11 protein-coding genes and 1 pseudogene are annotated in these 12657 nt (G+C 60.9%); 9 read left to right on the top strand and 3 right to left on the bottom strand.

Features of this window, described 5'->3' with window-relative positions; translation table 11 throughout:
* The first annotated feature begins 1 nt into the window (after position 1).
* Entirely contained in the window at positions 2–3529 is a 3528-nt protein-coding gene (locus CKA81_RS04165; RefSeq protein WP_128354183.1) for an ATP-binding protein, read from the top strand.
* Positions 3530–3544: 15 nt separating this feature from the next.
* Here the strand turns inward: CKA81_RS04165 and CKA81_RS04170 are convergent, their stop codons facing one another.
* Complete coding sequence (locus tag CKA81_RS04170) at positions 3545–4096, bottom strand: hemerythrin domain-containing protein (protein WP_128354184.1); 552 nt, start codon at positions 4094–4096, stop codon at positions 3545–3547.
* Between the two features lie 68 nt (positions 4097–4164).
* Here CKA81_RS04170 and CKA81_RS04175 point away from each other — a divergent pair, with 68 nt between their 5' ends.
* The 6 genes and pseudogenes from CKA81_RS04175 to CKA81_RS04200 all read left to right on the top strand — a co-directional run bounded on the left by CKA81_RS04175 (position 4165) and on the right by CKA81_RS04200 (position 9738).
* Positions 4165–4767, top strand: a complete 603-nt coding sequence (locus tag CKA81_RS04175; RefSeq protein ID WP_128354185.1) for a peroxidase-related enzyme — start codon at positions 4165–4167, stop codon at positions 4765–4767.
* A gap of 104 nt (positions 4768–4871) precedes the next feature.
* Positions 4872–5645 carry an ABC transporter ATP-binding protein gene (locus CKA81_RS04180; RefSeq protein ID WP_128354186.1) on the top strand — a complete coding sequence of 258 codons (774 nt, stop codon included), beginning with the start codon at positions 4872–4874 and terminating at the stop codon, positions 5643–5645.
* Complete coding sequence (locus CKA81_RS04185) at positions 5642–6637, top strand: ABC transporter substrate-binding protein (RefSeq protein ID WP_128354187.1); 996 nt, start codon at positions 5642–5644, stop codon at positions 6635–6637. The genes CKA81_RS04180 and CKA81_RS04185 overlap by 4 nt, the downstream gene beginning before the upstream one ends.
* A gap of 109 nt (positions 6638–6746) precedes the next feature.
* Entirely contained in the window at positions 6747–7520 is a 774-nt protein-coding gene (locus CKA81_RS04190; RefSeq protein WP_128354188.1) for an ABC transporter permease, read from the top strand.
* Between the two features lie 11 nt (positions 7521–7531).
* Positions 7532–8341, top strand: coding sequence for a type 2 periplasmic-binding domain-containing protein (locus CKA81_RS04195; RefSeq protein WP_228255782.1), 810 nt, complete (start codon positions 7532–7534; stop codon positions 8339–8341).
* Positions 8342–8371: 30 nt separating this feature from the next.
* Positions 8372–9738: pseudogene (locus CKA81_RS04200) on the top strand (sodium-dependent transporter).
* A gap of 6 nt (positions 9739–9744) precedes the next feature.
* Here the strand turns inward: CKA81_RS04200 and epsC are convergent.
* Positions 9745–10677, bottom strand: a complete 933-nt coding sequence (gene epsC, locus CKA81_RS04205) for a serine O-acetyltransferase EpsC (RefSeq protein WP_128354189.1) — start codon at positions 10675–10677, stop codon at positions 9745–9747.
* Positions 10678–10775: 98 nt separating this feature from the next.
* Between epsC and CKA81_RS04210 the strand changes: the two genes are divergently transcribed.
* Both CKA81_RS04210 and CKA81_RS04215 read left to right on the top strand, forming a co-directional pair.
* Positions 10776–11003, top strand: coding sequence for a hypothetical protein (locus CKA81_RS04210; protein ID WP_128354190.1), 228 nt, complete (start codon positions 10776–10778; stop codon positions 11001–11003).
* A gap of 64 nt (positions 11004–11067) precedes the next feature.
* Positions 11068–11967, top strand: a complete 900-nt coding sequence (locus CKA81_RS04215; RefSeq protein WP_128354191.1) for a DMT family transporter — start codon at positions 11068–11070, stop codon at positions 11965–11967.
* On the opposite strand, the gene CKA81_RS04220 is transcribed toward CKA81_RS04215, so the two are convergent.
* Entirely contained in the window at positions 11964–12629 is a 666-nt protein-coding gene (locus CKA81_RS04220) for a winged helix-turn-helix transcriptional regulator (protein ID WP_128354192.1), read from the bottom strand. The two genes, CKA81_RS04215 and CKA81_RS04220, sit on opposite strands and share 4 nt — an antisense overlap.
* Between the last annotated feature and the right edge of the window lie 28 nt (positions 12630–12657).

A 12657-nucleotide genomic window follows, 5' to 3' on the forward strand; every position in this document is an offset into this window, starting at 1 on the left:
CATGCGCTTTCAACGTTTCGATTTACTGCGCTATGGCAAGTTTACTGATCGCATATTGGAGTTTCCCCGGTCGGCCAGCGACTTCCACCTGATCGTCGGCGCCAACGAGGCCGGCAAGTCGACCTTGCGCAAGGCGGTGGGCGATCTGCTTTACGGCTTTCATCCGCGTACACCGTTGGACTTCCTGCATGCCAAGAACGAACTACGGGTGGGCGCGCTTATCGAGAACGATGAGGCAAAGCTCGAATTCATCCGCCTGAAGGGCAATAAGAACACCTTGCGCTCGCCTGATGGCACGCCTTTGCCCGACCACGCGCTGGATCCTTTTCTGGGGTCCGCCACGCAAGCCTTCTTCGACAAGATGTTCGGCCTTGATCAGCCGCGGCTGGTGGAAGGCGGCAACAGCATCCTGAGTGCACAGGACGACGTGGGCCAGATGTTGTTCCAGGCGGCGGCCGGGCTGGCCAGCCTGGGGCGGGTACGGTTGGCCCTCCAGCAAGAGGCCGATGCCTTGTGGGCGCCCACGCGATCCAGCAAGCGCGCTTATTACGTGGCCCGGGACAAGCTTGACGAGGCCAGTGCAGCCTTGAAGGCCACCACCGTGCATACCAAGCAGTGGGCCCAGCTTCAGGAGCGCGTCGCAACGCTGGAAGCCGAGCTGCTGGCTTTGCGCGATGCCCAATTGCACCGTCATGCCGAGAAGAACCGCCTGGAGCGCATACGGCGGCTACGGCCCTTCATGCTCGAGCTGCTTGAAGCTGAGCGCGAGCTGGCAGCCCTGGGCGAGGTGCGACACTTGCCTGCGGACGCCGCGGCGGTTCTGCACGAGGCCGAGCGCGCACAGGCGCTGGCCGAGCAAATGCTGCATATGCGTGGACGCGAGATGCACAGGTTGACCGGCCTGCATGCCGCGATTCAAGTCGATGAGCGTTTGCTGAGTCAGGGCCAGGCAATTGAATCGCTGGACGCTTTGCGTCATCAGTGCAGTGCGCAGCCCGCTGCCATCCTGCGCTGTCAGGCCGAGGTGGCCCTGCTATGGCGCGAGATCCTGCGACTAAGCCAGGAGTTGGGCTGGCGGGCTGCCAGTCAAGCGGGGACAGACCACCCCACCGAGGACACCGTCAACGCCTTGCGCGCACGTTTGCCTGGCTTGCCGGCTCGCAAGCATCTTGAGCAGTTGTTGCAAGAGCATGCCGCCGCCCAGCAGAATCTCGCCTCAACCCGCGCCGCTTCGAGCACCCGCGACACCGAAGCCCAGGCCTTGGAGGCCAAGCTGGGAGCGTCAACGGTGCCGCAGATCAGCCCGATCCTACGCGCTTTGATGCAAGGGCTGGCCGACCTGGGCGACCCGGCGGGTGTCGCCCGCAAAGCGCAAGACGCGCTCGATGCGGCGGAAGCCACCCTGGAGTCGGCCCTGGGGCGCCTGGGTAAATGGCGGCAGGCGCCTGATTCCCTGGGTTCCCATTCTTATCCCTCGGTGCAGACCGTCTCGGCGGCGCTGACAGAGCGTCTATCCCTGCTTGCGGAAGCCAGAGCTGCTGATCGTATGTGCACGGACCAGGCGGCGGCGCTGGCGCGCTGCGAGGCCGATGTCGCGCAGTTCAGCCAACGCCATCATCCCATTACGCTGGAAGATGTTGTAGAAGCCCGAGGCGTGCGCAATGCTTCATGGGGGGCCATCAAGGCGGGCGATACAAGCTTGGCGGACGCCGCAGCCGATTACGAAGATCGGGTGGCAAGGGCGGATCGGCTGGCTGACGAACGCCACGACACGGCCAGCAATGAGGCCGAACTGCATGGGTTGCAACATCGTCAGCGACAAGAGGCGCAAAAATTGGTGGAGTCGCAACAGCGTGCACGTGATTGCCGGCGGGCACTGGAAGTTTTCGACGAGCACTGGCAGCAGCGTTGCCAGGCTTTAGGGCTGGACGGCATGGCTCTGGACCAGCTTGCCGACTGGTTGGTACAGAAAGACAAGGCGCTGGATGCCGCCTCGTTACGGCAGCGAGCCCGCCAGGAGCAGCAGGCGCTGCACCTCAAACAAGAACAAGCCCGAGGCGCGTTGGAGCAAGCTCTTTCGGCGCTGGGACACACGCCAGCTGTGGACGGGGCCCACGATGCGCCGCGCGCCTTGGCGGCGCTACGCGTGCAGGCGCAGACCATCATGGCGCAAGCCGACGTCGCCCATGCCAGGCGCGAGACGTGGTTGGCTCAGGCTGCCGAGGCCGAGCCTTTGCGGCGCGCAGCCCGGCAGGCGCTTGAGGCGGCGCAGGCCCGATGGGAAGCATGGCAAGAGGCCTGGCAGTCAGCCTTGCAGCAAGCGGGTCTGGAACCTGGGCTGGCTCCGGCTGCTGTGCAAGGCGCCTTGTCGGTGGCCGCTGAGCTGGCCGAGAAACTGGAAGCGTTAAGGCAGTTGCGCCATGATCGTATAGCCGCGATGCAGGCACAGTTGCAAGACTATATCCGCCAGGCCCACCATGTCGGTGTGGCGACCGGCCTGCTGAGCCAGAACGCGCCAGCCTTGACGGTGGAGGCTGCTTTTGAATTGGCGCAGGATCTCGCCCGTCGCCTGGCTGCGGCCCGCCAGGCGCAACAAGAAAAGCAGCGCTTGAACGAAGCGCTGTTGCGAGAGACAACTGAGGCTCGTGCGGCCGAACAGGCCATTGCCGAGTCCCAGGCGGTGCTGCGACCCTTGATGGAAGCGGGCGGTGCATCCGAGGTCGGCGAGTTGTCGACCGCCATTGCCAGGTCCGACCGCTATCGCGAACTTTCCGGCAAGGCCGCCGGCATCCTGACTCAGGTACTGCAATCGGCCGATGGTTATGGTCGCGAGCAGGTGCAGGCCGAAATGGATGCGACCGATCCGTCTGCCACCCTGGTTCAGCTTGATGCCTTGCAAGCCGATATCGAAGCGGGGGAGGATCAGCAAAGTCAGTTGGCGGTGCAATTGGATCAGGCGCGGCGCGAGCTGCACGCCATAGCCGGCTCTGACGATGCCGCGCGCGCTGAGGCCGCCCGTCAAGAGGCCTTGGCCAGCATGGCCGAGGCGGCCGAACGTTATATCAAGGTGCGCAGCGCCGAACGCTTGCTGCGATGGGCCATAGACCGATATCGCGAAGAGAAGCAAGGGCCGCTCTTGGGGCGCGCCAGCACCATTTTTTCCGACTTGACCCTGGGCTCGTTCGAGCGCTTGCGGGTGGACTACGATGCGCAGCCCATGGTGCTGGAAGGGCAGCGGCCCGACGGTCACTGCGTCGGCGTGACCGGCCTGAGCGACGGCACGCGCGATCAATTGTTCCTGGCCTTGAGGCTGGCGGCGCTGGAGCTGCATGCTGACCAAGGGCAGGTGTTGCCCTTCATTGCGGATGATCTCTTCGTCAACTTTGACGACGCGCGGGCCCTGGCCGGACTGCGGGCGCTTAAGGCACTGTCGGGCCAGATGCAGGTGATCTTCCTGAGCCACCACGATCGCCTGACCGATCTGGCGCAAGAGGTGTTTGGCGATACGCTTAACGTCGTAGCCTTGTGACGAGGCTATCGCCTGCTAGTCGATGTCGGCGATGCCTCGGCGCTGACGCATGGCGCGGCCTATGTTTTCGATATCGTGGTCACCAAGCAAGCGCGCCGCCATGGGCAGCAGCTCGTCTTCTTCTCGCTGGATATGGCGTTGGTACAAGCTTATAAAGCCCGACACCGCATCGGCGGGCAGGGCGGCTGCCTCGCCGCGCTCGACCGCATCAAGCACGACCTCCAGACGGCGCCACTGCCGCTCCAGCATCCGGTGTTCGTCGGACAGCGCTGTGGTCAGGCCGCGTATGCAGACGGCATCGGATCCGGCCATGGATTCTATCAGGGCCGGAAAGAGGTCTTGTTCTTCGTCGGCATGATGCTGGATGGCAGCGGTGTTGAAGTAGCGTTTCAGGCTGGTAGCTGCGCGGCGGGCATCGGCGTCGCTGCCGTGTACCGGCAAGTGTTCGGCCAGCCGCTTAAGGGTAGAGCATTGGCTTACGATGCGCTGATGGCAAGCGGCCAGCATCTCCAGCGGCGCCTCGGTGCTGGCGCCGGGACTGGAAAACCCTGGAAAGCTGGTGGTCATCGCTGCCTCCGTAGTATGGCGTTGCGGCGCCTGTCGCCGCAGGTTTATTATTCCACAAAGGAGGCACCATGCCGCAACCCGACTATATATCCGCGCTAGGCGTGTCTGATGCGGCGACCCTCGATGATGATCTGCAGCAAGTCTTCCAGAAGTGCGTCGAGAAGCTGGGCTTCATCCCCAATGTTCTGGCGGCCTATAGCTTGCGTCCCAACAAGCTGCGCAACTTTATGGCGATGTATAACGAGCTTATGCTGGCGCCTTCGGGGCTGAGCAAGCTTGAACGCGAGATGGTGGCGGTGGTTGTTTCCAGTGCCAATCATTGCTATTACTGCCTGGTGGCGCACGGGCAGGCTGTGCGCAGCTTATCGGGCGACCCACAGTTAGGCGAAATGATGGTCATGAATTACCGGGTCGCGCCGCTGGACGCGCGGCAACGGGCCATGCTGGACTTCGCATGGAAGCTAACCAAGACCCCCGAACAAGTCGTGGAGTCCGACCGCGAACAGTTGCGGGCTGCAGGCCTGAGCACTGACGACATCTTCGATCTGGCCGATACGGTCGGCTTCTTTAATATGTCCAATCGGATGGCCATAGGGATAGACATGATTCCCAACCCGGAATACCACGCTATCACCCGCCCCGAACCTTTCGTGCCACCGCCACGCAAGTAAAGGGCTATATAGCTTCATCGTATAAACAAAGATCATAAAAATTCTTGTGGCGACGTACTGCGAAAAGTAAAGTTCGATATAACCAATTCGTAAATCGAACGCAAATGAAGCTGTCATTCCAGAATATAGAAAAGAAGTTCTCGGACCTGAAAGTCATCGAGAACTTCAGTCGTGAGATCCAGGACGGCGAGCTCGTCGCCCTGGTCGGGCCGTCGGGCTGCGGCAAGTCCACGCTGTTGCATATTGCTGCGGGCCTGGAAAAGCCCACCACGGGGGCGATGCTGGCCGACGGTAAGCCGCTGGACGGCCCGCACCCCGAACGCACGCTGATGTTTCAGGAAAACGCCCTGTACCCTTGGCTGACGCTGGCACAGAACGTGGCCCTGGCGCTGGAGTTCCAGAAAGTCGACAAGCAAGACGCGCTGAAACAGGCGCATCAATGGTTGGCCAAGGTCAACCTGCAAAGCTTTGAGAATTATTATCCGCATCAGGTGTCGGGCGGCATGCGCCAGCGCGCAGCCCTGGCCCGGGCGTTTATCTCGCATCCCAAGGCGCTATTGCTGGACGAGCCTTTCGGGGCGCTGGACGCCTTGACCCGCATGACCCTGCAGGATGCCCTGCGCGAGCTTATCCGCGAGGCCAGCCCCACCGTCTTGCTGGTCACGCACGACGTGGACGAAGCGCTGTTCCTGGCGGACCGCATCCTGGTCTTCAGCCAGCGTCCAGCCACCGTGCTGAAAGAATTCAATCTTGCCCATCACGAAAAAACCCACGATTTGTCGGAGTTTGCCCCGATGCGGCGCGAAATTTTAGGTCTGCTAGGCATACACGCCGAACAAGATGAAGCCGCAGCAATATTAGAGGAAGTCGAAGCATGAAGTTATCACGTTTGTTGTTGCCGGTATTGGCGGCGTTCGCCATTGCCAGCCCGGCCATTGCGGCCGAAAAATTCAAGGTCGGTTATTTGCGCGTCATGGACGACGCGCAAGTCATTGCGGCCTACGAGGGCGACTACTACAAGAAGCATGGCCTGGACGTCGAACTGGTTGAGTTCAAATCGGGTACCGACCTGATCAAGGCAATCGTGGGCGGCCAGTTGGATACCGGTGTGTTGGGATTCACCAACGCGGCATCGTGGTCGTCCAAGGGTGCCGACCTTAAGGTGGTCGGCGGCGCGCAGCACGGGTTCCACGCCATCGTCGTGCGTGACGACAGCGGCATCACCGATGTGGCCGGCCTGAAGGGTCACACGCTGGCATCGCAGAAGGAAGGCAGCACGGCCGACACGGTGCTGCGAGGCGTCGTATTGAAAGATGCCGGCCTGACGCCCAAGGATTTGTCCATCATGGGTGTAAGCCCGCAAGTGGCGGTGCAGTCGTTGGTGGGCAAGCGTGTTGATGCTGCCTTCCTGTTCGAACCCCAGGCACGGATTGCACAATTGATCGCGCCCGTCACCCAGATTTATGAGATCGGCGAGGTCTGGCCCTTCCCGTGCATGGTCGTCATTACCTCGGGCGACACGCTGAAGAACCGCAAGGAAGACGTGTGGAAATCGCTGGATGCCCAGCGCGAAGCCATCGACCTGTTGCAGAACCAGCCTGAAGAGGCCGCCAAGCTGATCGCCAGCTACTTCATCGCCGAGCCGACGCTCAAGACACTGAAGCACGGCGAACTGCCTCGCGAACAGGTCATTACCGACGCGATCAAGAGCCAGACCTTCAGCCCGATCCTGACGCCGGAAGAGCGCGCCCGTATGCAGGAAATCGCCGACATCATGCAAGAGCAGGGCGCCTTGAAAACTCGCGATGGCCAGCCTTTTGATGTCAGCACGATTATCGATCTGGAATGGCAGGAAGCGCGCAAGCTATAAAATGACGCGCTTGCGGGTAATCCGCAGCGCGGCGTACCTGTCGTCAGACGGTATTTCTTCTTACTAAGATGGCCGGCACATACCGGCCATCTTGCATTTTCAAGCCCTCATGAGCACCCAGATTCGAATTTCCGGCTTCAGAAAAAAAATAGCCATGCTTGTTGCCGTACTGTCCATCCTGCTGTTCTGGCAGGCGGCAGCATGGTCTTTGCCCGACTTCCTGATGCCCGATGTATGGACCGTCATGGTTCGCTTGTGGCACGACGTTCAAAGCGGAGAGTTCCGCGATGCGCTCTATGGCAGTTTGTTCCGGCTGGGCCTGGGCTATGGCGCTGCACTGGCCTTTGGCGTTGGCTTTGGCCTGATCGGCGGCGTGCTGTTCTTCTTTCGCGAAGTGCTCAAGTCCGCCATCATTATCCTGCAGTCGATTCCATCGATTGCCTGGGTGCCCTTGTTCCTGATATTGATGGGCTTTGGCAATATGCCCATCATCGTCGTCATTGCGCTGGCGGCGTTTTTTCCGGCGGCATTGTCGGTCATGAACGCGACCGAAAGCGTGCTTAATGTGCATGTGTCGGCGGCGCGAGTCATGGGTGCCAGCCGCTGGGACATGCTCAAGCGGGTGTATCTTCCCGCTGTCATGCCCGAGCTTATTACAGGCGCGCAGCTGGCCTTCGGCAATGCCTGGCGTGCCTTGATCTCGGCCGAGATGCTGATCGGTTTCGGACAAGGCCTGGGGCGCTCGCTGGCCTATGCGGGCGAGACCGCCGACATGGTGGGGGTGATGGCCAATATTCTTACCATCGCCATTCTGGCTACGCTGATCGACCAGGTAATCCTGGAGAACCTCAAGCGTCGCCTGTTGCGTTACCAATACGTGTGAAGGTGGTGAACATGGCTGCGAAACTGCCATTTGGATGCATGAGCTTGCTGGCCGCCACAGTGCTCGCGCTTGCTGGCGGCGGGGCGGTGTTGGCGCAGGATGCCCTTGCCGGCAAGCAAGCCATGATAGTGGGCATGCATTATGTGGTGCCGCCTTTCGTGGGTGGCACCAAGGTGCGTACGCCCGAGGCCGTCGATACGGCGCTGGCTGAAGCACTGGCTGAGGGCATGCGGGCCCGGCTGGTGGCTGTTTCGACCACGCAGGTCGCCGCTACAGCTGCTGACCCGGCAGCGCCCAGGGCCAGCTTGATAGCCCTGGAGCCGCAGCAGTCGCTGCCTGCTACGCTGGTGACCATTCCTACAGGCTACAAGGCTGGTGCGATGGCCATCATGCGCACCGACACCGACATCACCTCGTGGGAGCAACTGAAAGGGCGTACAGTATGTCTGTCGGAAGGCAGCCGCTATGTTGGCAAGATGGCGTCTCAGTATGGGGCTATTGAAATGGTCAAGCGCGCGCCGGCGGATTCCTTGCTGGCACTGCGCATAGGCAGTTGTGACGCAGCGGTGCACGATAATGTGATGCTGGAGCAGTTGCTGACCTTTCCGGAATGGAAGAAGTTTTCCGCTCAGTTGCGACCCTCATCGGTCAGCCCGTTGGTGTTCGCTGTGCCGGCCGACGATGCTGCTACGGTTGCAGCAACGAAGCGTTTGGCCGCCGCTTGGAAAGCCGATAGCTATCTGGCCAAGCTGAATCAGCAAAGGGTGCGCGATATTGCCTTCGAAGTCTATCTGGACCAAAACGTGCCTGACTGCCACTAGCTTATACAGTGACAGTGGCGGGGCTCGATTATGACCAAGGCAGCGCCCGCGTCACGTGAAGGCTTCTCTTCGCGTTTTGGTGTGCTTGCCGCCACCCTGGGCTCGGCTGTGGGCCTGGGCAACATCTGGAAGTTCCCTTCGCTGACCGGTGAGAACGGCGGCGCCGGCTTCCTGCTGATCTACTTGCTGGCCACGTTGTTAGTCGGTTTGCCCGTGATGATCGCTGAGATCACGCTGGGCCGACGCGCCAAGGCCAATCCCATTACCGCTTTACAGCAATTGGCCCCGCGTCCAGGCTTGCCGTGGTGGTTGATAGGCGTATCGGGCATGCTGGCGGCGTTTTTGATCCTGGCGTTTTATTCCCAAGTGGTTGCTTGGGTGTTCGCGTATGTCGTCAAAGCCGCAGGGGTGGTTTGCTTAGTAGCGATCCGCGAGTGACCGAGGCGGCATTCGCCGCACTGGTCAGCGATCCGTGGCAGTCCCTGATCTGGCAGTGGATAGTCCTGGTCCTGATCGGCGGCATTCTTACGCTGGGTGTGACGCGCGGTATCGAGGCCATCACCAAGAAGCTGATGCCGCTGCTATTTTTGCTGCTGTTGCTGGTGTGCGGCTTCAGCTTGTCGTTGGATAAAGCGGCCGAGGGCCTGGCGTTTTTATTCAAACCCGACTTTACGCGTATTGATGCGGCGGTGATCCTGACGGCCATGGGCTTGGCGTTCTTCAAGCTTTCCATCGGCATGGGTACCATGATGACCTACGGCAGCTATTTCCGCGACGATCAGAACATCCCTGCAACGGCCTTGCGCGTCATGGTGGCAGACCTGTCCGTGTCCTTGCTGGCCGGTATTGCGATTTTTCCTGCCGTGTTCACCTTCGGGTTCGAGCCGTCCGTCGGGCCGTCCCTGGTATTCATTACCATTCCAGCGGTGTTTTCGCAGATCCCCATGGGCCATGCCCTGATGGTGGTCTTCTTTATCCTGACATCGATCGCCGCCATTGGGGCCATGCTGTCCTTGATGGAGGTGCCGGTGGCCATCCTGCACGAACGCCTGGGGTGGTCGCGGCGCCGCGCGACCGCCATCACTCTGATTTTGTTGTTGATTGCCGGTGCAAGCTGCGCATTGTCGGGCAGTGTGCTGGTTGACTTCCGTATATTGGGCTTGACTATGTTTGACCTGTTTGACCGGGTCTCGTCCATGGTGCTGCTGCCGGTGGGCGGCATCATGATTGCTTTGTTCGTCGGCTGGAGCTGGGGCCGGGACAAGCTGCAGGACGAGCTTTCGAACCGCGGCGGCTTGGCCAACCGCAGGCTTTCAGCGCTGCTATTCCTGCTGCTGCGCTATGTTTCGCCGGTGCTTATTCTGCTGGTCATGCTACAGGGGCTGGACCTTATTTAAACTGGGTCAGGCGCCTGCCACTGCCGCGGCCGGGTCGCAGGTACCCATGCCTTGCGAGTCTGCCTGGGTAACATGGCCGCCGGCCGGCACATCGTTAATAAGCCATACGTTGCCGCCTATGGTGCAGCCGCGCCCCAGCGTGACGCGACCCAGTATGGTTGCACCCGCGTATATGACCACGTCGTCTTCAACGATGGGGTGGCGGGGCAGGCCTTTTTCGATCTTGCCGTTGGCGTCGGTGGGAAAGCGCTTGGCCCCCAGCGTGACCGCCTGATAAATACGCACGCCCTTGCCGATGATGGCGGTTTCGCCGATAACGACGCCGGTGCCATGGTCGATGAAGAAGCTGGGGCCGATCTGTGCACCCGGATGAATGTCGATGCCCGTTTGCGAGTGCGCCAGTTCGGACGACATGCGCGCCAGCAAATGCAGGTCTTGGTTGTAGAACTGATGGGCGATGCGATGATGGATCATTGCCAGTACACCCGGATAGCAAAGCAGCACTTCATCGACGCTGCGCGCAGCAGGGTCGCCTTGGTACGCCGCCAACACATCGGCGTCCAGCATGCGTCGTATTTCGGGCAAGGCATTGGCGAACGATTGCACACAGGCAACGGCCTTTTGTTCGATGTCGTTGCTGCTTAGCTTGTGCTCTCGTAGCTCGTACTGAAGCTCGAGCCGAACCTGGCCCAACAGGGCGTGCAGGGCGGAATCCAAGGTATGGCCGATATAGAAGTCTTCGCTTTCCTGGCGCAGGCACAGAGGCCCCAGGCGCATGGGGAAAAGCACGCCTTTGAGGTCCTCCAGAATGCCGGCGATGGCTTGTGGTGAAGGAAACTCGCGGCCACCTGGCTCACGCGAGCGGTGTTGCGAGGCACGCCAGTCTTGGCGTGCGGATTTCAGGGAATCGACGATGGAATTGATTTCGAACACTGCCATGGGATGGTCTGCTCCGAGCCGGATCGGGGCGCTGCCGGACGCAAGTGGCGGGCTTACCGCTAATATGGTCTTGTAGCGCAATTATTGGACAATTAGCCATGATACCAATCTATGCTCCAAAATCAGAGTCCGAAGCGGCCGTGATCGTGTCCTTGATGCAGGCCTATGGGGTTCGCTTCCTGATGCGCGGCGGCGCTTTCAGCTCGATGTACCCGGGGCCGATCACCAATAGCCTGAATGCTCAGATGCTGATGGTCGACGAGGCTGATGTAGACCTGGCTCATCAGTTGCTCGAGCCTTTCGCGGGAGATCAAACCTCCGGCTGAGTGCCATGCGTTACGATACGGGCCGCGGCAGGCGCGCGTTGCGCTGTCCGATTTCTGCCCCACCATGACGCAAAAAATAACTCCTTCGACTGCCTTGCTGCTGCTGGTTCCGCCTTTGTTATGGGCGGGCAACGCCGTAGTGGGCCGGGTCGTGAATGATCTGATTCCGCCCATCACGCTCAACTTTTTTCGCTGGGGCATCGCGCTGCTATTGCTGCTGCCGCTGGGCTATTCGGTATTTCGCCGCGGCAGCGGCCTGTGGGCCGATCGCAAGCGCTATGCCTTGCTGGGACTATTGGGCGTTGGTCTGTTCAACACCTTGCAGTACATGGCGCTGCACACATCCACACCCATCAATGTGACCCTGGTGGGCGCCAGCATGCCGGTATGGATGCTGCTGGTGGGGCTGTTGTTCTTCCGTGTCCGTATCGCCATGCTGCAAATCGTGGGCGCCGGGCTGTCGATCACGGGTGTGCTGGTGGTGCTGGGCCAGGGCGATTGGCGCCAGTTGTTGCAGCTGCATTTTGTGGCCGGCGATATTTTCATGATTGTCGCCACCATCATTTGGGCCTTTTATAGCTGGCTCTTGATTCAGCCCAGCCGCAGCGACCATCTGCGTGCCAACTGGGCCGCCTTTCTTTTGGCCCAGGTTTCTTTCGGTGTGGTCTGGTCCGGCGGCTTTGCCGCCGGCGAGTGGGCCTGGACTGATGCCAGCATCCAATGGGGCTGGCCGCTGGCCGCGGCACTGCTTTATGTGGCGGTGGGGCCTGCCATCGTGGCGTTTCGCTGCTGGGGGATGGGTGTGCAAAGGGTAGGGCCCACAACGGCAGGCTTCTTCAATAACTTGACGCCGCTGTTTGCCGCACTGATGTCTGCCGCGTTTCTGGGTGAGTCGCCGCATATTTACCATGCCGTGGCCTTTGCCCTAATCGTAAGCGGAATCGTGCTGTCTTCGCGACTTTAGTCGCTGCCGGCCGGTGCCGGCAACGCGAAGCATGAGAAGAATCGCAGCAAGGCAGTCTTGTCGCCCAAGTATTCGGCCTGGCCGCTCGCGGCCATGAGATCCAGATCGGCCTTGCCATAGGCCAGTGACAATACCGTGGCTGGGTCGGCGCTAAGGACAGCGTCGGGCGCGCTTGCCGGGCCGCGGCCCACTTCCAGCTTGCCGCGGTCGACAATGGCAAAAAACGGTGCTTCGGCCACCCGCAGTTCGATCGTGACACGCTGCTTAAGGGCGGCGGCCGGCGCAAACATCGCCTTGAAAGACAGGATGAGCGCGTCGGTGCCCAACGCCGCGCCGCGTCGGAATGTCGGTGACCGCACCCCCCATCTGGCCAAATTCAACACCAGCGGTTCCAACTCTGCGCCCCAAGGCGTCAGCTCGTAGACCTGGATGGAAGCGGGTGGCGGCAGTTTGCGCTGCTGCAGGATGCCGCTGGCTTCCAGTTCGGTAAGTCGCTGCGAAAGCACGTTGGGGCTGATGGTGGGCAGCCCCGCCCGTATGTCGGTAAAGCGCTTGGGACCCAGCAAGAGTTCGCGAACGATCAGCAGCGCCCAGCGTTCGCCCACCAGGTCCAGTGCATGGGCGGCCGCGCAGCCGTCTTCGTAGCTTCGTTTTATTGCCATAGGTTACAGTCTAACATATTAGTCCTAG

Origin of the sequence: Pollutimonas thiosulfatoxidans (assembly GCF_004022565.1) — a bacterium.
GTDB classification, from domain to species: domain Bacteria; phylum Pseudomonadota; class Gammaproteobacteria; order Burkholderiales; family Burkholderiaceae_B; genus Pusillimonas_D; species Pusillimonas_D thiosulfatoxidans.

Coding starts and splice junctions, on each gene's coding strand:
- CKA81_RS04165 (WP_128354183.1), top strand. CDS start 2: ATGCGCTTTCAACGTTTCGATTTACTGCGCTATGGCAAGTTTACTGAT.
- CKA81_RS04215 (WP_128354191.1), top strand. CDS start 11,068: ATGACGCAAAAAATAACTCCTTCGACTGCCTTGCTGCTGCTGGTTCCG.
- CKA81_RS04185 (WP_128354187.1), top strand. CDS start 5,642: ATGAAGTTATCACGTTTGTTGTTGCCGGTATTGGCGGCGTTCGCCATT.
- CKA81_RS04190 (WP_128354188.1), top strand. CDS start 6,747: ATGAGCACCCAGATTCGAATTTCCGGCTTCAGAAAAAAAATAGCCATG.
- CKA81_RS04220 (WP_128354192.1), bottom strand. CDS start 12,629: ATGGCAATAAAACGAAGCTACGAAGACGGCTGCGCGGCCGCCCATGCA.
- epsC (WP_128354189.1), bottom strand. CDS start 10,677: ATGGCAGTGTTCGAAATCAATTCCATCGTCGATTCCCTGAAATCCGCA.
- CKA81_RS04175 (WP_128354185.1), top strand. CDS start 4,165: ATGCCGCAACCCGACTATATATCCGCGCTAGGCGTGTCTGATGCGGCG.
- CKA81_RS04180 (WP_128354186.1), top strand. CDS start 4,872: ATGAAGCTGTCATTCCAGAATATAGAAAAGAAGTTCTCGGACCTGAAA.
- CKA81_RS04195 (WP_228255782.1), top strand. CDS start 7,532: ATGGCTGCGAAACTGCCATTTGGATGCATGAGCTTGCTGGCCGCCACA.
- CKA81_RS04210 (WP_128354190.1), top strand. CDS start 10,776: ATGATACCAATCTATGCTCCAAAATCAGAGTCCGAAGCGGCCGTGATC.
- CKA81_RS04170 (WP_128354184.1), bottom strand. CDS start 4,096: ATGACCACCAGCTTTCCAGGGTTTTCCAGTCCCGGCGCCAGCACCGAG.